Source organism: Vibrio ordalii ATCC 33509 (assembly GCA_000257205.1).
Taxonomy (GTDB): Bacteria; Pseudomonadota; Gammaproteobacteria; order Enterobacterales; family Vibrionaceae; genus Vibrio; species Vibrio ordalii.
The window spans coordinates 23,027-47,236 of the sequence record AEZC01000066.1 but is presented as its reverse complement, the minus strand read 5'-3'; the positions used below and the strand labels follow the sequence as shown (position 1 = coordinate 47,236).

19 protein-coding genes are annotated in these 24,210 nt (G+C 45.5%); 10 read left to right on the top strand and 9 right to left on the bottom strand.

What is annotated here, in order from left to right; all coding sequences use genetic code 11:
- Complete coding sequence (nagA, locus tag VOR_RS0104225) at positions 1–1,137, bottom strand: N-acetylglucosamine-6-phosphate deacetylase (RefSeq protein ID WP_010318483.1); 1,137 nt, start codon at positions 1,135–1,137, stop codon at positions 1–3.
- A 488-nt stretch (positions 1,138–1,625) separates the two neighbouring features.
- Between nagA and nagE the strand changes: the two genes are divergently transcribed.
- The 9 genes from nagE to purF all read left to right on the top strand — a co-directional run bounded on the left by nagE (position 1,626) and on the right by purF (position 15,090).
- Positions 1,626–3,113, top strand: coding sequence for an N-acetylglucosamine-specific PTS transporter subunit IIBC (nagE, locus tag VOR_RS0104220; protein WP_010318482.1), 1,488 nt, complete (start codon positions 1,626–1,628; stop codon positions 3,111–3,113).
- A gap of 327 nt (positions 3,114–3,440) precedes the next feature.
- Positions 3,441–5,111, top strand: coding sequence for a glutamine--tRNA ligase (gene glnS, locus VOR_RS0104215; protein WP_010318481.1), 1,671 nt, complete (start codon positions 3,441–3,443; stop codon positions 5,109–5,111).
- A 226-nt stretch (positions 5,112–5,337) separates the two neighbouring features.
- On the top strand, positions 5,338–9,066 hold the full coding sequence (locus VOR_RS0104210; protein WP_010318480.1) for a FimV/HubP family polar landmark protein: 3,729 nt from the start codon (positions 5,338–5,340) through the stop codon (positions 9,064–9,066).
- 172 nt (positions 9,067–9,238) lie between these two features.
- On the top strand, positions 9,239–10,033 hold the full coding sequence (gene truA, locus VOR_RS0104205; RefSeq protein ID WP_010318479.1) for a tRNA pseudouridine(38-40) synthase TruA: 795 nt from the start codon (positions 9,239–9,241) through the stop codon (positions 10,031–10,033).
- A 175-nt stretch (positions 10,034–10,208) separates the two neighbouring features.
- On the top strand, positions 10,209–11,135 hold the full coding sequence (accD, locus tag VOR_RS0104200; protein ID WP_010318478.1) for an acetyl-CoA carboxylase, carboxyltransferase subunit beta: 927 nt from the start codon (positions 10,209–10,211) through the stop codon (positions 11,133–11,135).
- 42 nt (positions 11,136–11,177) lie between these two features.
- Positions 11,178–12,443, top strand: coding sequence for a bifunctional tetrahydrofolate synthase/dihydrofolate synthase (folC, locus tag VOR_RS0104195; protein WP_010318477.1), 1,266 nt, complete (start codon positions 11,178–11,180; stop codon positions 12,441–12,443).
- A complete protein-coding gene (locus tag VOR_RS0104190) occupies positions 12,444–12,989 on the top strand; it encodes an SPOR domain-containing protein (protein WP_010318476.1) in 546 nt (181 codons plus the stop codon).
- Positions 12,990–13,050: 61 nt separating this feature from the next.
- On the top strand, positions 13,051–13,542 hold the full coding sequence (locus VOR_RS0104185; RefSeq protein ID WP_010318475.1) for a CvpA family protein: 492 nt from the start codon (positions 13,051–13,053) through the stop codon (positions 13,540–13,542).
- A 33-nt stretch (positions 13,543–13,575) separates the two neighbouring features.
- A complete protein-coding gene (gene purF / locus VOR_RS0104180) occupies positions 13,576–15,090 on the top strand; it encodes an amidophosphoribosyltransferase (RefSeq protein ID WP_010318474.1) in 1,515 nt (504 codons plus the stop codon).
- Between the two features lie 82 nt (positions 15,091–15,172).
- On the opposite strand, the gene VOR_RS0104175 is transcribed toward purF, so the two are convergent.
- Together VOR_RS0104175 and rnt are read right to left on the bottom strand one after the other, a co-directional pair.
- Positions 15,173–16,498 carry a Na+/H+ antiporter family protein gene (locus VOR_RS0104175; protein ID WP_010318473.1) on the bottom strand — a complete coding sequence of 442 codons (1,326 nt, stop codon included), beginning with the start codon at positions 16,496–16,498 and terminating at the stop codon, positions 15,173–15,175.
- Positions 16,499–16,519: 21 nt separating this feature from the next.
- Entirely contained in the window at positions 16,520–17,179 is a 660-nt protein-coding gene (gene rnt, locus VOR_RS0104170) for a ribonuclease T (protein WP_010318472.1), read from the bottom strand.
- Between the two features lie 202 nt (positions 17,180–17,381).
- On the opposite strand from rnt, the gene motY reads away from it, so the two are divergent.
- Positions 17,382–18,263, top strand: coding sequence for a flagellar protein MotY (gene motY, locus VOR_RS0104165; protein WP_010318471.1), 882 nt, complete (start codon positions 17,382–17,384; stop codon positions 18,261–18,263).
- Positions 18,264–18,370: 107 nt separating this feature from the next.
- On the opposite strand, the gene gloA is transcribed toward motY, so the two are convergent.
- The 6 genes from gloA to rsxC form a co-directional block, all read right to left on the bottom strand.
- On the bottom strand, positions 18,371–18,787 hold the full coding sequence (gene gloA / locus VOR_RS0104160; protein ID WP_010318470.1) for a lactoylglutathione lyase: 417 nt from the start codon (positions 18,785–18,787) through the stop codon (positions 18,371–18,373).
- Positions 18,788–18,953: 166 nt separating this feature from the next.
- Positions 18,954–19,589, bottom strand: a complete 636-nt coding sequence (gene nth / locus VOR_RS0104155; protein ID WP_010318469.1) for an endonuclease III — start codon at positions 19,587–19,589, stop codon at positions 18,954–18,956.
- Between the two features lie 27 nt (positions 19,590–19,616).
- Positions 19,617–20,309, bottom strand: a complete 693-nt coding sequence (locus VOR_RS0104150; RefSeq protein WP_010318468.1) for an electron transport complex subunit E — start codon at positions 20,307–20,309, stop codon at positions 19,617–19,619.
- Complete coding sequence (gene rsxG, locus VOR_RS0104145; RefSeq protein WP_010318467.1) at positions 20,302–20,940, bottom strand: electron transport complex subunit RsxG; 639 nt, start codon at positions 20,938–20,940, stop codon at positions 20,302–20,304. Before rsxG ends, VOR_RS0104150 begins: the two co-directional genes overlap by 8 nt.
- A gap of 8 nt (positions 20,941–20,948) precedes the next feature.
- Positions 20,949–21,995: an electron transport complex subunit RsxD gene (gene rsxD / locus VOR_RS0104140; protein WP_010318466.1), complete on the bottom strand. Its 1,047-nt coding sequence runs from the start codon at positions 21,993–21,995 to the stop codon at positions 20,949–20,951.
- Positions 21,995–24,205, bottom strand: a complete 2,211-nt coding sequence (gene rsxC / locus VOR_RS0104135; protein WP_010318465.1) for an electron transport complex subunit RsxC — start codon at positions 24,203–24,205, stop codon at positions 21,995–21,997. The genes rsxD and rsxC overlap by 1 nt, the downstream gene beginning before the upstream one ends.
- Positions 24,206–24,210: the final 5 nt, after the last annotated feature.

Below are 24,210 nucleotides of genomic sequence, written 5' to 3'. Positions count from 1 at the left end.
TCAATTGTGCTCGTATTGTCCGTTAACAACCGTCGCCTGAACATTGAAGTCTCTATCAAATGCAGTGAGGTTCGCCACCATGCCTTTTTTAACTCGACCTAGTTTGTGATCCACACCAATTGCTTTTGCCGGATATAGAGTCGCCATCCGTAGAGCTTCGTCCAATGCGATACCAACGTGCTCAACAGTGTTTTGCACTGCCTCAATCATAGTGAGTGCTGAGCCGCCTAGTGTGCCATTTTCATCAACACACTTGCCATCACGGTAATATACTTTCTTACCAACAAAAATAAAGTAATCCATGTTAGCACCTGCAGGAGCTGTGGCATCGGTCACTAATACAAGCTTTTCACCTTTGATTTTGTGAGCAATTCTGATGTTAGCATAATCAACATGGAAGCCGTCGGCAATAACGCCAGCATAAACCTCTGGGGTGTCATAAATTGCACCGACTACACCGGGTTCACGTCCAACCATCGGCGTCATGGCATTAAATAAGTGCGTGGCAAAGGTGATGCCTGATTCAAAGCTTTTACGTGCTTCAGTATAAGTTGCGTTAGTGTGACCAATCGATACCACAATGCCAGCTTTCACCAAACGTTCAATGTGTTCTGGATTGTTGTGCTCTGGCGCCAATGTCACTTTAGCAATCACATCGCTATTTTCACACATAGTGGTGATCATGTTGTCATCTGAAGGGCGGATGAAATCGACACTGTGAATGCCCTTTTTCATCACATTAAGATATGGTCCTTCAAGGTGTAAACCCAGTGATTGGTTTTTATATTGAGAGTGATATTCACGTGCGGCAGAAATCGCTTTGCGCATGTCTTCGTCTGAAGAGGTGATTAACGTTGGCAAAAAGCTTGTGCATCCTGATTTTAGGTTGGCTTTATGCATGATCTGCATCGTAGTCGCCGTTACTTCATCATTTAGCATCACACCGCCACAACCATTCAATTGCAGGTCGATAAAGCCTGGGCTTAGGTTTGCACCATTTAAATCTTGTGTCGCTATACCTTGTGGTAAATCCGCAATAGGACAGACCGCTTCAATCAACTCGTTGTTGATAATCACAGCATAGTCAACTAGCACATCACTGCCAGTGTAGATTTTACAGTTAGTTAGTGCGTACATAATTATAGAATCCTTATCTATCAATATCTTATGAATTTAGCTAGGCGACGAAATAAAAGGTGGAATGAGTCAGTCAAGTGCTTTCTTTTCTTACTTCAATTAGGTCGCGAATTATCTTGTTAGCAAACAGCGAATGCTGGATGACATTAAAATTAAGTGCTCGTTTTAACTGGGTTATTTGATGGTTATAGTTTGCATTTTATACGAAAAAAGCCAGTCGGGGTTGTTTAGCTTACATGCTATTCGGCTATGAAACAGGCAAATATTATCGCCTAATTTCCATTTTTTTAATTGTAAAATAAGTTTTATGATCTCGCTAGCAAAAACCTTGGTATTTGGCAGATTGTGGTGATTATGATCACAAATGATAAGGTTTTAATTTGCGGAGCAAAATTAATATCATAAACTGAGTTTGACTAAATTGAGCGACTAAAATAAGTGGCTCAACCAAATACAAAAAATCCTAAATCCTATAGGGGGAACTTAAGGTGAATATTCTTGGATACTTTCAAAAAGTAGGCAAGGCGTTGATGGTACCAGTTGCCACATTGCCAGCTGCCGCAATACTAATGGGTATTGGTTATTGGATCGACCCAAATGGGTGGGGTTCAAACAGTGCCTTAGCTGCATTCCTGATTAAAGCTGGTGCTGCAATCATTGATAACATGTCTGTGCTATTTGCTGTTGGTGTGGCTTACGGGATGTCTAAAGATAAAGACGGTGCTGCTGCGTTGTCGGGTTTTGTTGGTTTCTTAGTCGTGACGACTTTGCTTTCTCCAGGAGCCGTTGCGCAGATCCAAGGTATTGATCCAAGCGTAGTTCCTGCTGCTTTTGGTAAAATCAACAACCAGTTTGTTGGTATTTTAGTGGGTATTGTTTCTGCTGAAATCTACAATCGCTTCTCTACTGTAGAACTGCATAAAGCATTAGCCTTCTTCTCTGGTAAACGTTTAGTCCCTATTTTGACTTCATTTGCCGGTATTTTTATTGCCTTCGTTCTGATGTATGTATGGCCACATGTTTATGGCGGTCTAGTATCGTTTGGTGAATCGATTCAAGGTCTAGGTTCTGCGGGTGCCGGTATCTATGCGTTCTTTAACCGCTTGCTAATCCCTGTTGGTCTTCATCACGCACTGAACTCAGTATTCTGGTTTGACGTTGCGGGTATTAACGATATTCCTAACTTCTTAGGTGGTGCGAAATCTATTGCAGAAGGTACAGGCATCCCAGGCGTAACGGGTATGTACCAAGCAGGCTTCTTCCCTATTATGATGTTCGGCCTACCTGGTGCGGCATTGGCTATTTACCACACATCGACAGCGAAAAATAAAGAGAAAGTTGCTTCTATCATGATTGCCGCTGGTTTTGCTTCATTCTTTACCGGTGTAACTGAACCTCTAGAATTCTCGTTCATGTTCCTTGCTCCTGCGCTATATGTGTTGCATGCGGCATTGACTGGCCTATCAGTATTTATTGCTGCTTCAATGCAATGGATTGCGGGTTTCGGTTTCTCTGCAGGCCTTGTGGATATGGTATTGTCATCACGTAACCCACTGGCGGTTAATTGGTACATGCTGGTGGTTCAAGGCATTGTGTTCTTTGCTCTGTACTATGTGATTTTCCGTACGGTCATTTTGAAATTTGGCCTTAAAACACCTGGCCGCGAAGATGATGATAGCGATAACCAAGTGTCAGGTGCGAAAGAGTCTTCTGAGCTTGCTAAACAGTACCTTAAAGCCTTAGGCGGCCATAGCAACCTATCTAACATCGATGCTTGTATCACTCGCTTACGCTTATCTGTTAATGACATGAGTGTTATCGATGAGAAAACATTAAAAGCATTGGGTGCAATGGGTGTGGTGAAACTAGGCACTAACAACCTGCAAGTTATTCTAGGTCCCCTAGCTGAAATCGTTGCAGGTGAGATGAAGTCTATCAACGTGAATGAAGATCTTTCTAGCGTAAAGCTTCCTTAATCACAATTGGTTATTAGGTCATTTTTAAAGCCTCTGCTTGTTGCAGAGGCTTTTCTCATTAATAGGATAAGCGCAACTGTGAAGGCGTTTTACGGCCGTCATCTTTTGTCTATTGTCTATTTCTTATGCCCTTTGCCAGAAATTTTGCTTAGTCTAACCAGACAAAAGGCAATGTCTTGAAATAATCGTAGGAAATACCCACTTTTTATTGTGTAAGAGCGGATAATTGTGGATTATTAGCGACAAACTTTCTGTTTCTGCAAGCATTGCTGCTGTTACATACAGAAAAATCTTCTGACGATACTAAATAATTTTGAGGTGCTATAGATGAGTGAAGCTGAGGCTCGTCCATCGAATTTTATTCGCCAAATCATTGATAAGGATTTAGCGGATGGCAAACACACAAGTGTGCATACTCGTTTTCCACCCGAACCAAATGGCTACCTGCACATCGGTCATGCTAAATCTATCTGCTTAAACTTTGGTATTGCTCAGGACTATCAGGGACAGTGTAATTTACGTTTTGACGATACAAACCCTGAAAAAGAAGATATGGAGTACGTTGAGTCAATCAAAGCAGACGTGAAATGGCTCGGCTTCCAATGGTCTGGTGATGTTTGTTACTCGTCAGATTATTTTGACAAACTATACCAATATGCGGTTGAGCTGATCGAAAAAGGTCTTGCTTATGTTGAAGAGCTCAGTCCTGAAGAGATCCGTGAATATCGCGGCACATTAACTCAAGCTGGTAAACCAAGCCCGTACCGCGATCGCAGCGTTGAAGAAAACCTAGCGCTATTTGAGAAAATGCGTGCGGGTGGTTTCGAAGAAGGCAAAGCGTGTTTACGTGCCAAGATTGACATGGCGTCATCCTTTATGGTGATGCGCGATCCTGTGCTTTACCGTGTTCGTTTCGCGGAGCATCACCAAACGGGTAACAAATGGTGCATTTATCCAATGTACGATTTTACTCACTGCATCTCGGATGCCTTGGAAGGGATCACGCACTCAATTTGTACCCTAGAGTTTCAAGATAACCGTCGTTTGTACGATTGGGTGTTGGAACATATCACGATTGATTGTCAACCGCATCAGTATGAGTTTAGCCGCCTAAACCTCGAATATACAGTGATGTCTAAGCGTAAACTCAACCAACTGGTTACGGAAAAATTAGTGGATGGTTGGGATGACCCACGTATGCCGACGATTTCAGGTCTACGCCGCCGTGGATTCACACCAGCATCGATTCGAGAGTTTTGCAAACGCATTGGGGTGACAAAACAGGAAAATATGATCGAATTCAGTTCGTTAGAGTCTTGCATCCGTGAAGACTTAAACGAACATGCGCCTCGCGCCATGGCGGTTCTTGACCCTCTAAAAGTGGTGATCGAAAACTTTGATGCCGATAAAGTGGAAACATTGACGCTTGCTAATCACCCAAATAAACCGGAAATGGGTGAGCGCGAAGTACCCTTTACGCGTGAGTTATGGATCGAACGTGAAGATTTCCGTGAAGAAGGCAACAAGAAATACAAACGTTTAGTGCTAGGCAAAGAAGTTCGCTTACGCGGCGCTTACGTAATAAAAGCAGAACGCATTGAAAAAGATGCACAAGGCAATATTACGACAATATTCTGCACTTACGATATGGATACTCTGGGTAAAAACCCGGCAGATGGACGCAAAGTGAAAGGTGTTATTCACTGGGTATCCGCCGATAAAGCCTTGCCAGCTGAAATTCGTTTGTATGATCGCCTATTTACCGTTCCCAACCCGGCGGCGGCTGACAACTTTGCCGAAACAATTAACCCAGATTCATTGGTTAAAATTAATGGTTTTGTTGAGCCTAGTTTGGTGTCGGCACACGCGGAGCAAGGTTATCAGTTTGAGCGCATGGGTTATTTCTGTGCGGACTCGAAAGATTCTAAACCAGAAGCATTAGTCTTTAACCGCACTGTTGGCCTACGTGACACTTGGGCAAAAATAGACGCAGAGTAAGCTTAAGTACTATTTAAAAAGGTCAGCCAGTGCTGGCCTTTCTTTTTATCATGATACTGTTTTTGTCTGAGCAAGCTCACTTAACGGGAAAAAATGTGTGAGATTCCTGCGATTATCGTAGTCGTGACACATTTTTTACCTTGCGTCCTATAGTTTTGCTACCGTTATCCGATATATTAAACAGATCATCGTATTTATTTATTCCAAGCACATAGCTGAGCCTTATATGCGTCAAATTTTTCAGCGTCTACTGTTGCCGATAGCAATGGTTGCCGTGACTCAGACTTCTATCGTTAGTGCCGAGAGCATTCGCCTGGTTGGGCCGAATGGTGAGATACAGTCTTCTCCTCAATTCTCAGAAAATCTCACTCAAACTCGTAATCTTCAGTCGGCTAATAGCCAACCATCGACGTTTTTTGGACCAACTTTAGACAGTGACACTTTGTGGTCTATTGCTACTCGACTACGCCCATCGAATAACGTTACCGTTCAGCAAACCCTACTGGCTATTTATCGGTTAAACCCTCAAGCGTTCGAAAATCAAAATATTCACAGTTTGATCCCGGGTAGCAACTTACGTGTTCCATCATTGGCACAGGCAAATAGTGCATCCACGCAAGAAGCGGTCAATATCATGGCCGCGCATCAAGCCAAATTGAATGCTAATACGGCGCAGCCAACAACGCCTGTTACTGCGGCTTCTACAACTTTGCCTGAAAAAACAATTGCCTCTACTGCCGCTCAACCAGTTGTTGAAAAGGCGAAGAGTGAACCTGTGCTAAAAGAGATTGGCACACAAGTTGCCAAATCTGATACTGAATTACTGGCGCTTGAAGAGAAAAATCATAAGTTACGTTTGATGCTGGCAGATGTTCAATCTGAAGTTGATGCACTCAAAGGAGAACTCGGCGACGAAAACCGCATTCGCTCTGAAGTTGAGAAGCTACTTGATGAAGAACGTAGAAAAGCACTAGAGGCGCAAAAGCTTGCACCAAGTGCACTTGATCAACTGCTTTCCAACTCCTGGTTGGTCGCCGCTCTCGCCCTTATTCCTGGCTTGTTAATTGGTTTATTGGTCGTGATGTTGCTTGGTCGCCGATCCAAACCAACAGAGCAGCCAGCTGTCACTCAAGGCAATCAAGAGCCCATAACGCCGATGGCTGTTGGCAGCGTTGAAGATATCGACGATGATTTAATGCTGAATGATGACTTGTTTGGTGAGTCTGATGATAGTGAGAAGTTATTTGGTGATGATACATCATTGGATGATGAAATCGATGACAATGCAGGGCAAGAATCTGACATTTTTGCCGATTTAGACGATACAGATTTAGACTTCAACCTCGAAGGTGAAGATGGCGAAGACCCATTTGCAAGTATCGGTGATGATGGTGATCTTGCTGCGGATTTAGAAGATTTGACCGCTAGCAGTAACGGCATCAGTATCGCTGCTGATGAAAAAGCCGTCGGTCTCGATGAGATGGCCCGAGCTTTAGACGAAGTGTTATTAGATGAAGATGACGGCGAAACAGAATTTGATTTATCCGATAACGATGATGCCATTTCTGAAGATGACATTGACGCCTTATTGGCTGGAGATGGACAAGCTGAAGATCTCGAAAGCGATACTTTAGATCAATCTCTACTGGACGATTTATTTGCCACCAATAGCAATGACGATAATGACGATAGTTTTGACTTTGATTCATTACTGGATGAGTCCGAAGGTGATTTCAACTTGGATTCAGAAGAGCCCGAGCTAGCAAAAACCGGCGGTAACTTCGATTTAAAAGAAGCAGAACTTGCGTCAGACAGCGAGCTTGATGATCTGTTTGCCACGATTGAGGCACAATCAGACCTTACTTCACCTGAACCAGCTTCCGATACGGCGCTGCTGGATGAATTACTAGAAGAGCAAGATGAAAACATTCTAGCAATCGATGGCGACAGTGTTGAGTTGCTCGATGAGTTGCTCGGTGATGATGAAGAAATCGAGACAGATTTATCGGAAAGTACCGACTTACTTGAAGAACTTGTGCAGCCCGATAAAGACATAGCTTTGAGCGAAGAAGATGTTGATGATCTTGACTTCTCTGGTGATCAAACTCTGTATGAGTTATTGGGTGAAGAAAATACGGAATCCGAGCTTGAAACCAAGCTGGGTGATAATAGTACAGAGCTATTGGACGAACTATTTACTGACAATGGTTCTGAATTACTTGGTCTTGAAGAGGACCAAGATCAAGAAGCTACTGACGATAAGGATAGTGCCATTGAAGAAGATGGCACAGCATTATTTGAAGAGTTGCTGGAAATCGAGCAGCATGCTCAGACTATCGAAGAGAGTGAACAGCAAAATAGCGAGTTGTTAGACAATCAAAACAATAGCGTAGACGATTCCGAGTTTAACAGTGACATCTTCATTGACGATCTACTGAATGCTGCTCCCGAAAAAGATCCTCTACTTGATGATGAGCAGACGGGAGTGGTTGATGGCGACATAAATGAAGAGTTTGTTGACGACTCCTTTGATTTCAATCCTGAAATTGAAGGCGCGAATTACCCAGAACTTGCTGAGCCAACACCACCAGAAAACAATCTATTTCCAGAAAACAATCTATTGTCAGAAAATAAGATAGAAACAGAATCGATTACTCAGCCGGAAGGGATACCAAATGAGTTCGGCACACCGCAAGATGAAGATTGGGAGCTGGGTGAGTCCAAGTCTATCAGTACAACTGAAGCGGAAGCTGATCTATCTCAGGATGAGTTAACGGAATTAAAACTTCCAGACAATGATATAGATGAGTTCGAAGAGGAGGATCTCTTAGCCTCATTCACCGAGCCTTCGCTGGAAGAAAAGAATGAAGACGAGAGCGAACTGACGGATCTTAAGCTGCCAGAGTACACAGAAGAAGACGCGCTGGCGGATGCGATAGCCGAGCCTCAAGAAACAGCGTCAGAACCTGTTGCTCAAGAAAATTTTGCCGCAATTGATGAAGAGGCGTTGCCTGAGTTCAGTGAAGAAGATGCACTTGCTTCAATTAACGAGCCGCCTCTAGAAGAAGAAAAGGAAGACGAGAGCGAATTGACGGATCTTGAGCTGCCAGAGTACACAGAAGAAGACGCGCTGGCGGATGCGATAGCCGAGCCTCAAGAAACGGCGTCAGAGCCTGTTGCTCAAGAAAGTTTTGAAGCGATTGATGAGCACGCCTTGCCTGAATTCAGTGAAGAAGATGCACTTGCTTCAATTAACGAACCAGCACTAGAAACAGATCAACAGCCGCTTTCAGTAGACGATGACGCAAACGAGTTGCAGAGTATTTCAAAGCAGGAGTTTGATGAGAAAGCCTTAAAAGATTGGCTAGATGAAGAAAGCATATCCCCTGCGCCGTTCACGTTTGACCGCCCACTCGATGCCCGCACTATTGATAGTGCGGGTATGGATATTGATGCAATGTTAGAGGTTGGTGGCGAAGATTGGAATGGTTTTAATTTAACGCCAGATCAACAAGCTTCCATTCCAGATGACGTGCCTGAAGAAGAGCGAGCGGTTTGGAGTGATGATATTCAAACCGACGAGCCTCAAATTCTTGATGAAAACTGGGAGATTCAAGAAGAGATTGATGATTTTGAAACCCAAAAGAGTCAGTACATGACCATTGATGAACTAATGGCTCAAGTTGAGGGTGAAGAGGGGATCAGCCCTGAAGATGAAGAACTCAAGTTAGATGTTGGTTTAAGTGAATTTCCGGATGTGATTGGTGACATTGGTGATATCGATGTAGACAATAACTCTGAGGCGGCGGGTAAACTGGATCTTGCCAAAATTTACATCGAAATGAACGATGATAAAGGGGCGATAAAACTGTTAGAGGAAGCCATTGTTGATGGTAGTGATGATATTCGACGAGAAGCGAAATCTTTGATTGACAGCATTAATCGCCGAGCTTAAAAACAAACGAGGCCGTGAATATACGGCCTCGTTGTGATTGAATCGCCTTTTCTGACTTGCCGATGATCTGAACTTCACATTGACGGTGGTTGGGGTGTAGATGACTTGCCGATTAGAATTTTTTTTTGATTGCGATTATACTGCCCGACCCATTTTCAAAGAGAATCAGATGATGAGAATCGCTTTAGGTATTGAGTACAATGGTTCTCAATACTATGGTTGGCAGCGACAACGTGACGTTAAAAGTGTCCAAGAAGAATTAGAAAAAGCACTCACAGTTGTGGCGAACCATCCGGTTGAAGTATTGTGTGCGGGGCGCACCGATGCAGGGGTTCACGGCACAGGGCAGGTGATACATTTTGATACTACGGCTTGCCGAAAAATGGTCGCTTGGACAATGGGTGTCAATGCTCATTTACCAAAAGATATCGCTGTTCGTTGGGCAACTGAGGTTTCAAGCGATTTTCACGCTCGCTTTTCGGCTACAGCACGCCGTTATCGCTACATCATTTATAATCATGCTTATCGCCCTGGCATATTATCTTCAGGTGTCAGTCATTATCATGGCGATTTAGACGTTGAGAAAATGCAGCAAGCAGGGCAGCTTTTATTGGGCGAAAATGATTTCACCTCTTTTCGCGCTGTGCATTGTCAATCTAATAGTCCTTGGCGAAACGTCATGCATTTGAATGTGACTCGCCATGGCCACTATGTCGTCATCGACATTAAAGCCAACGCCTTTGTCCATCATATGGTGAGAAATATCACTGGTAGCCTCATTGTCGTCGGCCGGGGTGAGCAGCCTCCCGAATGGATAAAATGGCTGCTTGAAGCCAAAGATAGAAAACTGGCAGGAGCAACAGCCAAAGCCGAAGGACTATATTTGGTTGCTGTTGATTATCCAGAAGAATTTTCTTTACCCAAAGAATCGCTTGGTCCACTATTTTTAGCTGATCATTTGAGCTGATCGAGCGTAAAGCGTTCAAAGCAGAGTCGCAGTGTGTGTCGAAATAACAGCCAGAAAATAGGTACAACCAGTTTTTTGTCTACACTAAGCATTTTATATGTTTTAATCCTCACGCATAAATCCCAAATTTGTATCTTTCGCAATCACGCGAGAGAGTTAAGAGTAAAGGTCTTCCATGAGTTGGCTTGAAAAGATTTTAGAAAAAAGCAATATCGTAACTTCGCGTAAAGCATCCATCCCTGAAGGGGTTTGGACTAAATGTACTTCTTGTGAGCAAGTGTTATATCACGCTGAGCTTGAGCGTAATTTGGAAGTGTGCCCTAAATGTGATCATCACATGCGCATGAAAGCACGTCGCCGCTTAGAGACTTTTCTTGATGAACAGAATCGTATCGAGATTGGTGACGAGTTAGAGCCGCAAGATAAACTCAAGTTTAAAGACTCAAAACGTTATAAAGAACGCCTTTCAGCCGCTCAAAAAAGCAGTGGCGAGAAAGATGCTCTTGTGGTGATGCAGGGCGAACTATTGGGTATGCCTCTGGTTGCTTGTGCTTTTGAGTTTTCTTTCATGGGTGGTTCAATGGGGTCTGTAGTTGGTGCGCGTTTCGTACGAGCTGTTGATGCCGCTATAGAGAACAACTGTGGTTTGGTGTGCTTTTCTGCCAGTGGCGGCGCTCGTATGCAAGAAGCGTTGATGTCATTGATGCAGATGGCAAAAACCAGTGCAGCGCTTGAACGTCTATCGAGCAAAGGATTACCTTATATCTCGGTCATGACTGACCCTACCATGGGTGGTGTATCAGCAAGCTTAGCGATGCTTGGCGACATCAATATTGGTGAACCTAAAGCACTGATTGGTTTTGCAGGTCGCCGAGTCATCGAACAAACGGTACGTGAAGACTTACCTGAAGGTTTCCAACGCAGCGAATTCCTAATTGAGCATGGCGCGATTGATATGATTGTCGATCGCCGTGAAATGCGCCAACGCGTAGCTGGATTGATCGCTAAATTGACCAATCATAGCTCACCATTGGTTGTTTCTGTTGACGATTCACCGATTGAACCTGATTACGCTGTACCAGAAGCGCACGAAAAAGGGTAAAGTAGGCACTAACACTAACTGCTTAATGGTTATAAACGTTAGATGACTCAAAACCTTATCCCACAAGCCACATCCTCTCTTGCGATGTGGCTTGATTATTTAGCGAATCTTCACACCTCCGCTATCGACCTTGGCTTGGATCGCGTTCAAGCTGTGGCTCAAAAAGCGAATCTTATTAAACCTGCACCTACCGTAATCACAGTGGCTGGAACGAATGGTAAAGGCTCGACCTGTGCATTAATGGAAGCCATTTTATTGGATGCAGGTTATCGTGTGGGCGTTTATAGCTCACCTCATCTTATCCGTTATAACGAACGCGTGCGTATTAATGGGCTTGAGCTCAGCGATGCACTGCATACGCAAGCCTTCGCTTTCGTTGAAGCGCAACGGGGTGACATCAGTTTAAGCCTATTTGAGTTCGGTACATTGGCGGCGCTGCGTTTATTTCAAACGCAAGCGGTGGATGTCATTTTATTGGAAGTTGGGCTAGGTGGCCGACTTGATGCGACCAATATCGTGGATCACGATGTTTCTGTGATCACCAGCTTGGCGATTGATCACGTGGATTGGCTCGGCGATGACATCAATGTCATCGGTTATGAGAAAGCGGGGATTTATCGCGCAGGTAAACCCGCCATTTGCGGCCAGCCTAAGCCACCACCAACGGTTGCAGCGCATGCCGATGATATTGGTGCGGAGATGTACCAAGTCGGTATTCAGTTTTCCTATGAACTGGCCTCTGAAACAACGTGGAATTGGCGAAGTGGTCCATTTGAGTTATCTGATTTACCGCTCCCTCGCTTGCCTTTGCCTAATGCGGCTACGGCATTAATGGCACTCGGCTGCTCCGGTTTAGCTGTCAGTGATGTCAATATCGTCAATGGGCTGAGCAACGCAACACTTGCTGGGCGGATGCAAAAAATCAGTGATAGCCCAGAAATCATTCTTGATGTTGCACATAATCCCCATTCGGCCGAATATTTGGTGGCGCAGCTCAAACAGCGTTACGCACACAAAAAGGTCCATGTGGTGATTGGCATGCTGCATGATAAAGATGTGAAGGCCACGCTTCATCAACTGAAATCAATCGCTAACCTTTGGTATCCTGCTTCATTAAGTGGCCCTAGAGCCGCGCAAGCGAATGAACTGTGTCAGTACCTTGAGCCTGGCGTTAAACCTTTTGCTAACCCAGTCAGCGCTTTTGAAGCCGCGATGACACAAGCCGATAGCAATGATGTCATTATCGTGGTTGGGTCGTTTCATACTGTGGGTGAAGTATTAGAGCACTGGCAGAACAAAGGAGTATAAATGGCAAGTAAGTTTCAGAGCCGCTTGGTAGGAACAATTATATTGGTGGCGATAGGGGTGATAGTGCTGCCTGATGTATTAGATGGCAAAAAGACTCACTACAAAGAAGATATCGCCAGCATTCCAATTAAGCCTGAATTAGACAGCGATGTAGAGAAGTTTGAAATTCTCGACCCCGTTGAAGATCAAGTCGCGTTGCCCGATTCGCCTGTTGAAGTGATCGTACAAACTAACCAGAGCGACGCAGCAACGCAGAGCAAGCCACTCGCTGTGAAAGTGAAAGAAACAGCGGAAAGAAATGATTACCAAGATAGTGCTTGGATCATCCAGTTGATGGCATTAAAGAATGCCGAAAACGCAAAAACCGTGGTTAAAGATCTGCAAAAACGGGGTTATCAAGCCCATACTAAGCAAGAAAATGGTTTCACTCGGATCATTATTGGCCCAGATGTTTCCAAAACCAAGCTTGAGCGTCAACTCTTAGAACTGGAAAAAATTACCGGTGCAAAAGGTCAATTGCTCAAATTTAAACCACTAAACCCATAAGAAAACGTTTGCGTCGCGTTTTTTTCTGTTAAAATGCGCGCCAACTTAAGATGTAGAACTCATGAATTGGTTAGATATTGTCATTTTAAGTGTGATCGGCCTATCGGCATTGATCAGTTTAGTCCGTGGCTTTGCTAAAGAAGCGTTATCATTAGTGATATGGTTCGGTGCATTTTTTGTCGCCAGCCAATACTACGCAAAACTTGCGGTGTATTTTTCAAATATCAAAGATGACATGTTTCGTAATGGCGCGGCCATTGCAGCACTGTTTGTTGCAACACTCATTGTCGGAGCGATCATTAACTATGTGATTGCTCAATTGGTACAAAAAACGGGCCTATCAGGAACTGATCGGGTACTGGGCATTGTTTTTGGAGCATTGCGTGGTGTGTTGATTGTTTCAGCTGCCTTGTTTTTTATGGATGCGTTTACCGCATTTCCAAATTCAGAGTGGTGGAAGAGCTCGCAATTGGTACCGGAATTTAGCCGTATCATTGCGCCGTTCTTTGAGCACTTACAAGCAACATCAAGTTTTCTCTCTGGCGCGATTTAGCGCCAGTTACTGTCGCAAATCGAGGATCAGGACATGTGTGGTATTGTTGGAATCGTGGGTACAACGCTGGTAAACCAGTCAATTTATGACGCGTTAACGGTATTGCAGCATCGTGGCCAAGATGCCGCTGGTATTTGTACCATAGAAAGCAATCGTTTCCGTCTGCGTAAGGCGAACGGTTTAGTGAAAGATGTCTTTGAAGCAAAACACATGCAGCGTCTTCAAGGAACGGTGGGTATTGGGCATGTGCGTTATCCTACTGCGGGTAGTTCGAGTGCCTCAGAAGCTCAACCTTTCTACGTTAACTCCCCGTTCGGTATCACGCTTGCTCATAACGGCAACCTCACCAATGCCAACGAAGTACGCCAGAAGTTGTTTGAAAAAGATCGTCGCCATATTAATACCACTTCAGATTCCGAAGTGCTGCTTAACGTCTTGGCGCATGAAATTGATACAGTCAGAGGCAATGTAACCGCAGAAGATGTGTTTCGTGCTGTCGCCAATGTACATCGCACCATTCGCGGTGCTTATGCTGTTGTCGCGATGATCATTGGGCATGGGATGATCGCGTTTCGTGACCCGCATGGTATTCGTCCTATCTGCTTAGGTAAACGTGAAGTCGATGGCCGTACCGAATACATGGCCGCTTCGGAGTCGGTGGCGCTAGATGCTGTCGGCTTTGATTTTGTGCGTGACCTTGCCCCCGGGGAAGCGGTGTATGCGACCTTTGATGGCCAGCTATTTACTAAACAATGTGCCGATAATCCAACACTTAACCCATGCATTTTTGAATTTGTCTACTTCGCCCGCCCAGATTCGTTTATCGACAAAATTTCGGTTTACAGCGCGCGCGTAGAAATGGGTAAAAAGTTGGGTGAGCGCATCAAGAACGAATTTGCTGACTTAGATATTGATGTTGTGATCCCCATTCCTGAGACTTCGTGCGATATCGCATTGCAAATTGCACAAGCGATTGATATTCCATATCGCCAAGGTTTTGTCAAAAACCGCTACGTTGGCCGCACATTTATTATGCCGGGCCAGCAACAGCGTAAAAAGTCGGTGCGCCGTAAACTCAATGCGATTCGTTCTGAATTTAAGGGCAAAAACGTGTTGCTAGTGGATGACTCGATAGTGCGTGGAACTACGTCAGAGCAAATTATTGAGATGGCTCGTGATTCTGGTTCAAACAAGGTGTACATGGTGTCAGCCGCGCCTGAGATCCGTTTCCCTAACGTCTATGGCATTGATATGCCAAGTGCTAACGAGTTGATTGCTCATGGTCGAGATGCCGATGAAATTGCGCAGCGAATTGGCGCAGATGCTCTGATTTTCCAAAATCTGGAAGATTTAGTGGATGCCGTCGGTATGGGTAACCGCGATATTGCAAAATTTGAAGCGTCGGTATTTAACGGCGAATATGTCACGGGCGATATTGATCAGCAGTATCTTGATTCTCTTGAATCGATGCGTAGCGACGATGCAAAAACGGTTCGAGAAATCCAGCAAGATCTCGCCAACCTAGAGATTCATAACGAAGGCGCGTAATCGAGCGCATCTCTCCAAATAGGCTGCAAAGAAAAAGGCTTCTATCTAGGAAGCCTTTTTTGTGCTCGTTAACAGGGTTTGACTAAAGGATCATTGCCGCAATCCAGCCAAACACAATCAGTGGAATATTATAATGGATGAAGGTTGGAACCACCGTTTCCCAAATATGTTCGTGCTGGCCATCCGCATTTAGGCCTGACGTTGGCCCCAAGGTGGAATCTGACGCTGGAGAGCCAGCATCGCCCAACGCAGCAGCGGTACCCACTAGCGCAATGGTCGCCATAGGCGAAAAGCCAAAGGCGAGGGCAAGGGGCACGTAAATGGTTGCGATGATTGGAATCGTTGAGAAGGATGAACCAATGCCCATAGTGACCAACAAACCGACGATCAGCATTAATAAAGCCGATAACGCTTTGTTGTCGCCAATGCTTACTGATAAGGCTTCGACGAGCGACTCAACGCCACCGGTGGCTTTCATTACGGCGGCAAATCCGGCCGCTGAAATCATAATAAAGCCAATCATTGCCATCATATGTACACCTTTGGTGAACACATCGTGCGTCTCTTTCCACGCAATCACACCACCAAAAGTGAAGACCATAAAACCAGCCAGTGCGCCGATGATCATTGAACCTGTGGAGAGTTGTACGGCAAGTGCCGTGATAATACCGAGCGCGGCAATCAAAATATGCTTTTTGTTGATCGCTTTTGGTTCGGTATTAATGACGGTATGTTCCGTCTCTTGATACTGGCGAGGTTTACGATAGGTAAAGAAAATGGCGACCAGTAAGCCAAAAATCATCCCAGCGGCGGGTAGCAGCATGGCAATCGGCACTTGGCTTGCCGTTACGTTTTCAAGGCCATTATCGCGTAAATTCTTGAGCAAGATATTATTGAGGAAAATCCCACCAAAGCCGACAGGCAAGACCATATAGGGCGTGATAAGGCCAAAAGTGAGCACGCAAGCAATCAGGCGACGGTCAAGCTTCAGCTTGGCAAAGACGCCCAATAGCGGTGGAATTAAAATCGGAATAAAGGCGATATGGACAGGAATGATATTTTGCGATGACATGGTAACCAGAACCAGCGCGACCAGAACCGCATACTTCAAACCTGTGGTGGCCGCGCCATGCTCTTTGCCATGGATACGCTTAATCACGTTTTGCGCCAGTAAGTCAGTAATACCAGATTTAGAAATCGCGACGGCAAAGGTGCCTAGCATCGCATAACTTAGTGCGATGGTTGCACCGCCGCCTAAGCCACTTTCAAATGCAGAAACAGCGTCATTTAAACTCATCCCTGCAACTAAACCACCGACGATCGCACTGAATGTTAGTGCGACGACGACATTGACCCGCATCAGCGCAAGAAGCAGCATGATGCATACAGAAATTACTACAGGATTCATATATTTCTCGGTTAGTTGTGTTTACTTGTTATTGTTTTCTGAAGGTTCAACAAGTGGCCATCCGCCAAGGGCCTTCCATTTGTTGACGATACCGCAAAAAAGTTCGGCTGTTTTTTGCGTATCGTATAGCGCTGAATGCGCTTCTCTATTGTCAAATTCCATCCCAGCGGATTTGCACGCTTTGGCTAAAACGGTTTGGCCATAAGCTAAACCACTTAGCGCGGCGGTATCAAAAGTCGCAAAAGGGTGGAAAGGGACTCGTTTTAGCTTGCAGCGTTCACTGGCTGCCATCACGAAATTCAAGTCAAAGGTAGCATTGTGCGCCACCATGATCGCGCGGCTACAGTCATTGTCGCGTTGCTCTTTTCGGACTAGCTTATAAATTTCTCTGAGTGCTTCGGCCTCGCTGACGGCACCGCGTAATGGGCTAAATGGGTCACGAATGCCATTAAACTCAAGCGCCTCTTTTTCAAGGTTGGCACCTTCAAAAGGCTCAACATGAAAGTGAATCGTCGATGCTGGGTGCAGATCACCTTGTTCATCCATACGCAACGTAATCGCGCAGATTTCTAATAGTGCATCGGTCTTTGCATTGAAACCGGCTGTTTCGACGTCGATGACGACGGGAAAATAACCGCGGAAACGCTTTTTCAGTGTCAATGCTTCATTTACTTCAGTCATGCTAGCTCTTGGTTGTGTGAGAGGGCTGGCATTATTACAGATTCTTTCTACGATAAAAACCAAACACGTTAATAAATGCAGGTTTCACTATGCGTTGGATAGTGCGGTGATGTGGCTAGATTTTTGCATTAACTTAGTCAATAGAAAGCGAAGCGGCAATTTCCCGCCATCGTTGTAGTATCGCTCGGAGAATAAAATCGTTATGAATAAATGGGTTACTGCCACTATTGTGATGACCAGCATACTGACATCTTTTGCCCCTATGGCGATGGATAAGCGTTATGTGGCAACACCACAGCAGTCTACGTGGCAGATGGTGACGAATACCCCTTTAGAGTGCCGTTTGGTCCATCCGATCCCTAATTACGGTGACGCTGAATTCTCTTCACGTGCGAATAAGAAGATTAACCTCGATTTTGAACTCAAAATGCGTCGTCCAATGGGCGAAACTCGCAATGTAAGTTTAGTGTCATTACCACCGAGTTGGCGTCCGGGTGAGAGTGCAGACCGTATTACCAATTTGCAATTCTTCAAACAGTTCGATGGTTACATCGGTGGTCAAACAGCTTGGAGCCTGCTCAGTGAGTTGGAAAAAGGACGCTATCCAACCTTTAGCTACCAAGATTGGCAAAGCCGAGATCAGCGTATTGAAGTGGCTCTCTCGTCGGTACTGTTTCAAGATAAGTACAATGTGTTTAGCGATTGTGTGAGCAATTTGCTGACGTACAGTTTTGAAGATATCTCATTTACGATTCTGCATTACGACCGCGATAATGTGCAACTCAATAAAGCTTCGCAAAAACGGCTTGCGCAAATTGCCGACTATATTCGCTATAACCAAGATATTGATTTGGTGCTGGTTTCTACCTATACCGACTCTGTTGATAGTCGAGGAGTGAGTCAGGATCTTTCTGAGCGTAGGGCTGAGGTATTAAGAGATTACTTTAAATCACTGGGGTTACCTGAGGATCGCATTCAAGTGCAAGGCTATGGTAAACGTAGACCGATCGCCGACAACGCATCACCCATCGGCAAAGATAAAAACCGTCGCGTGGTTATCTCATTGGGCCGAACAATTATCTAATAACGCTAGAGCAAAAAAGCAGCCCATTTTAAAGGCTGCTTTTTGTGATGTTATCCGGGAAACCTTACGCATCTAGTTTATATAACTAGCCGATGCTGCAAAGAGGCTTATCCTTCTAAACCTGCTGATGCTTGTTTGTTTTGGATAAGTTCAATCATGTAACCATCAGGATCTTTCACAAAAGCGATATGCGTGGTGCCACCTTTTACTGGGCCAGCTTCACGGGTCAAATTACCTCCAGCTGCTTTAATCGCGTCACAGGTGGTATACACATCTTCAACACCAATCGCGATGTGGCCAAAAGCACTACCGAGGTCATAGCTTGTGGTGCCCCAGTTATAGGTCAGTTCGATCACCGCACCCTGAGATTCATCGCCATAACCCAGAAATGCCAATGTGTATTTGTATTCTGTATTTTCATTAGTACGAAGCAGTTGCATACCCATGACCTTGGTGTAAAACGCGATCGATTTTTCTAAATCGCCTACGCGTAGCATGGTGTGCAAAATACGACTATTTGACATGTTGAGCTCCTAATTTTCTGATGAAATATCTATCCCCACCCGACCACTGTGGCGATGATTGGCTTACGTCCACCCACTCCAATCACAGAGTGTATCTATGTTCAAAGGAATTTCTTTACTCACTGCCTACTTGCGGAGTTGAGTTTTTTTGGGATCTGGTTAAATTTTATAGGTCAGTTTTATCAGAGAATTCGCAAAGATCTTCAATGATACAACTGCCACAACGCGGCTTTCTTGCGACACAGGTGTAGCGACCATGTAAGATCAACCAGTGATGAACATCAACTTTGAATTCTTTAGGGACGACTTTGAGCAGCTTTTGTTCCACTTCATCAACGTTTTTACCCACCGCAAACTTGGTTCGATTTGAAACACGGAAAATATGCGTGTCAACGGCGATGGTTGGCCACCCGAAAGCGGTGTTCAATACCACATTGGCTGTTTTTCTGCCAACGCCGGGCAGCGATTCTAATGCTTCACGACTCTCAGGCACTTCTCCTGCGTATTGATCCAATAAGATACGGCAAGTTTTGATGACGTTTTCTGCTTTGGAATTGAATAAACCAATGGTTTTGATGTATTGCTTTAACCCATCAACGCCAAGCTCAAAGATGGCTTGTGGCGTATTAGCAATAGGGTAAAGTTTGTCAGTGGCCTTATTAACGCTGACGTCAGTCGCTTGAGCGGAAAGTAGTACTGAGATCAGTAACTCAAACGGTGTGCTCCATTTAAGCTCGGTTTCTGGCTTCGGGTTATTGGCCCGTAAACGCTCGAGGATCTCGACTCGTTTGACATTATTCATCGTTTGGAAAACTTCCTTATGATTTCGCTAAGCGTTGGTGACGCGTGCTCGTTCTATGACGGGCTTTTGTTCTTTAGGTTGGCGAGCAGCCAGATTTTTATCGATGATATTTTTAGCTGCAATCAAAAAGCCAACACCAATAAAAGCTCCAGGCGGCAAGAGCGCAAGCAAGAAGCTGTTGTCAAAATGGAAGACTTCAATGCGTAAAATGGTTGCCCAATGACCCAGTAATAAATCAGCACCATCAAACAGTGTGCCATTGCCAATTACTTCACGCAGTGCGCCCAAAATGACCAGAATAGTGGTCATTCCCATGCCCATCCAAAATCCATCTTGTGCTGAAGGCAACACTGCATTTTTTGAGGCAAATGCTTCGGCGCGACCGATGATAATACAGTTGGTCACAATCAGAGGAATGAAGATTCCTAGCGATAGGTACAGGCCGTAAGCGTAAGCATTCATTAACAGTTGTACGCAAGTCACTAGTGCGGCGATGATCATCACAAACACAGGGATACGAACTTCTTTTGGGACATAATCTCGCACTAATGAGATGGTGACATTTGAACAGACGAGAACCAGCAATGTCGCAACGCCTAAACCTAGCGCATTGGTGACAGTGGAAGAAACCGCTAGTAAAGGGCACAGTCCAAGTTGTTGAACGAGCGCAGGGTTGTTGCTCCACATCCCGTTTTTAATCAGTGTCTTATGATCACTCATTGCTGGCTCCTTTACAGTCAAAAGGTTGTGCTAATAGTGCTTCTCGATGTTGATTCACAAACTGAGCGGTATTTTTCACCGCTTTGACGACGGCTCGCGGCGTAATCGTCGCTCCAGTAAACTGATCAAATTGTCCCCCATCTTTGCGCACTTTCCAAGTCTCAATATTTTGCTCAGTGACTTGCTTGCCAGTAAAGCTCAATATCCAATCAGTGACGCGTAAATCTATTTTGTCACCTAACCCCGGTGTTTCTTGATGAGACAGAATGCGAGTCCCTGTGATGGTACCATCGTGCTTGATGCCAATAATTACCTTGATCGCGCCGTTATAGCCATCAGGTGCGATGGCTTCAATAGCCAGTCCACTCGGTTCACCGTTTTGTGTGGCAATATAAGCGTGCATAGGTTGGTCTGTACCAAGTGCAGGGTCAGTCACCAGTGTACAGGATTTGTACAGTTCGTTGTCGTGCAAACTGTGCGGGATCACTTGGTTTAAAATCGATTGCAGTTGAATCTGCTCTTGCTTGGTTATTTGATCTTTTGTTAGGTATTGGGTTAACGCTACAACACCTGTTGAAGCACAGGCAAAGATAGCGAGAATCAAACCGTTATTGCGAATGGCGGTTAACATAGCGCTCCTTAATGCCCGTAGGTTCGAGGTTTAGTGTAGTAATCAATCAGTGGGACACACATGTTGGCAAGTAATACAGCGAAGGCTACTCCGTCAGGGAAGCCCCCCCAACTGCGGATAATGAAAATCATCATGCCAATAAATGCGCCGTAAATTAAGCGACCTTTGACGGTTGTGGAAGCGGTGACAGGATCGGTTGCGATAAAAAAAGCGCCGAGCATGGTCGCGCCCGAGAGCAAATGAAACAAGGGCGAGGCGGTCGCTCCCGGCTCAATAAGCGCAGTGAAAGCACTTGCCATTACTAAACCACACAGCACCGCAATCGGGATGTGCCAGTTGATCACACGCAGTTTGATCAATAATAAGCCGCCAGCTAAATAGGCAAGGTTAACCCATTCCCAGCCAACCCCAGCTAACCCACTAAATTGAGGCTGACTCATCGCTTCATGCAGAGTCTCACCGTTATGTAATCCGGTTTTTACGGCGTCCAATGGGGTGGCCATAGTGACACCATCGATACCCGTTCGGATTTGTTGTAGTGATAAACCTTCTACGTTGAAGCCACTGAAAATAAGTGAAAATGCATCACTAAACGAGCTAGGATCCGGTGCTAATTCCGTTGGAGCAATCCAACTGGTCATTTGCACAGGGAAAGAGATAAGCAAAACCACATAAGCAATCATGGCGGGGTTGAATGGGTTTTGTCCTAGTCCGCCGTATAAGTGTTTTGCAATAATGATGGCAAAAATAAGGCCAATAAAGATAACCCACCAAGGGGACATCGGAGGAATGGCAATGACCAGAATCCAAGCCGTGACCACGGCGCTGTAATCTTTGATTGCCAACAGTGGTGAGCGCTTACGCAGTAGCATAACCGCAGATTCAAAAGCCAAAGCGATGATGATAGCGAGCATCAGTTGAATGAGAGTACCCCAACCAAAGAAGTAGCTTTGCGCGATAAGCCCCGGTAAGGCGCACAAGGCGACCCACTTCATCAGTTCTGATGTGCTGCGTTTGCTGTGTGCATGGGGGGAGCTGGCAATAAAAAAGGCCACTAATTATTCTCCTCAGAATTATGATTGTTTTTCGCTTGTGCCGTTTGCTGCTCTGCCTTGCGTGCTTTGGCGCTGGCAATGGCGGCAGCGACTGCCGCTTTTTTGGCATCCTCAGGTTGAGTAGGCGAAGGTTCAAGCGTTGGTTGAGGTTCACTTGGCGCCGTTTGCTGTTCTGCCTTGCGCGCTTTCGCGCGGGCAATGGCGGCAGCGACTGCCGCTTTTTTTGCATCCTCAGGTTGAGTTGGTGCAGCTTCAAGCGTTGGTTGGGGATCACTCGGCGCCGTTTGCTGCTCTGCCTTGCGTGCTTTCGCGCGGGCAATGGCGGCAGCGACTGCCGCTTTTTTGGCATCCTCAGGTTGAGTTGGTGCAGATTCAAGCGTTGGCTGGCGATCACTTGGCGCCGTTTGCTGTTCTGCTTTGCGCGCTTTCGCGCGGGCAATAGCAGCCGCGACTGCCGCTTTTTTGGCATCACCAGTTTCTGCTGGTGGCGCATCAGCACTGGTTTGCTGCGCTTTTTTCTCGCGAGCTTGACGTTTGCGCTCTTCGCGCAATTTAACCATTTCAGCGTTATCTGGCTCGACTTGACCTGCTTGCAGTGCTTCGGCTTGCTTGGCTTTAGCGCGTGCAATAGCCGCAGCAACAGCGGGTTTTACGGCGCTTGGGTTGTTTTCTGTTTGTGCTTTTTGCGCTTGAACGCGAGCGATGGCCGCCGCAATCGCATCGTCGCCGCCTGTGTGTTTCATCTCTTGACGACGTTCATCGGCTGCTTTTTTGAAACGATTCTCGCGATCGGCTTTATCGCGTTCTAAACGTGCTTTTTTCTCTTCGAAACGTACTCTGGCACGTTCAGCGGCTTCTGATTCTTGTTGGCGAGTTTTTATCTCGGCCTTGGCTTGACGATAGTATTGCACCAATGGAATTTCACTGGGGCAAACATAAGCACAAGCCCCGCACTCAATGCAATCTTTGAGGTTCAGTTCTTCACACTTATCATATTCTTCCGCTTTCGCGTGCCAGAACAATTGCTGAGGCAATAAGGAGGCCGGGCAGGCTTCCGCGCACTGACCACAGCGAATGCAGGCCATTTCATGTTGTGAAGAGGCAATCTCTTTACGAGTGGGTGCCAGAATGCAGTTGGTGGTTTTGGTGATCGGAACTTGTGAATGAGGCAGGGTGAACCCCATCATCGGGCCGCCCATGATAAGACGCGGTAATTTTTTATCTGCCTTATAGCCAAATTGTTCGAGTAAATATTGTACGGGTGTGCCTAATAAAACCCAGACATTCCGGGGCTGTTTAAACGTATTGCCCGTTAAGGTGACTACGCGGTTAATCAGGGGTTCGCCATCCATGACGGCGCGTTTAATCGCGTAGATAGAGCCAACATTTTGTACCATCAAGCCAATATCGGCTGGAATTTTACCCGCAGGCACTTCTTGGTTGGTCAGCAATTTAATTAACTGCTTTTCACCACCAGAAGGGTATTTGGTTGGGATCACGCGGATCACGATGTCTTTATGTATTGCGGCGGCTTCTAACGCTTGAATTGCTTCAGGTTTGTTATCTTCAATACCGATGATGGTTAATTTGGGCTTAAGAATGTGCTCTACAATACTGATCCCATCGATGATCTCTGCGGCATGGTGCTGCATGAGTACATCATCTGCCGTGATGTAAGGTTCACATTCGGCGGCGTTGATGATCAAAATATCAGTATGAGCGAGGCCTGATTGCATTTTTTTTGCAGTAGGAAAACCGGCGCCGCCCAACCCAGAGATGCCAGCTTGACGAATGATTTCAATCAATTGCTCTGGGGAGTGTTGTCGATAATCAGCCAGTGGTGCGCGCACTGCCCACTCATCTTGCTGATCAGGTGTGATGACAATACACATCTCACTTAACCCAGAAGGGTGCGCCGTGGTGCGCGGTTCAATGGCGGTAATGATGCCAGAGGTTGAAGCGTGTACAGGCAACATGAAGGTTGAGGTGTATTGTGTCAGTGGTTGGCCTTTGAGTACTTTATCGCCAACACTGACCAGTAAATCACCGGCTCGGCCAATATGCTGTTTGAGTGGCAAGACAATTTCTTGCGGTATACTGGCATGAGTGAGTGCCGTTTGATTTGATTGTTGTTTATTTTCTGGCGGGTGAATGCCTCCAGGGAAGTTCCAGAGAGTGCCAGCTTTGATTTGTTCTATTAATGACAACATACCAA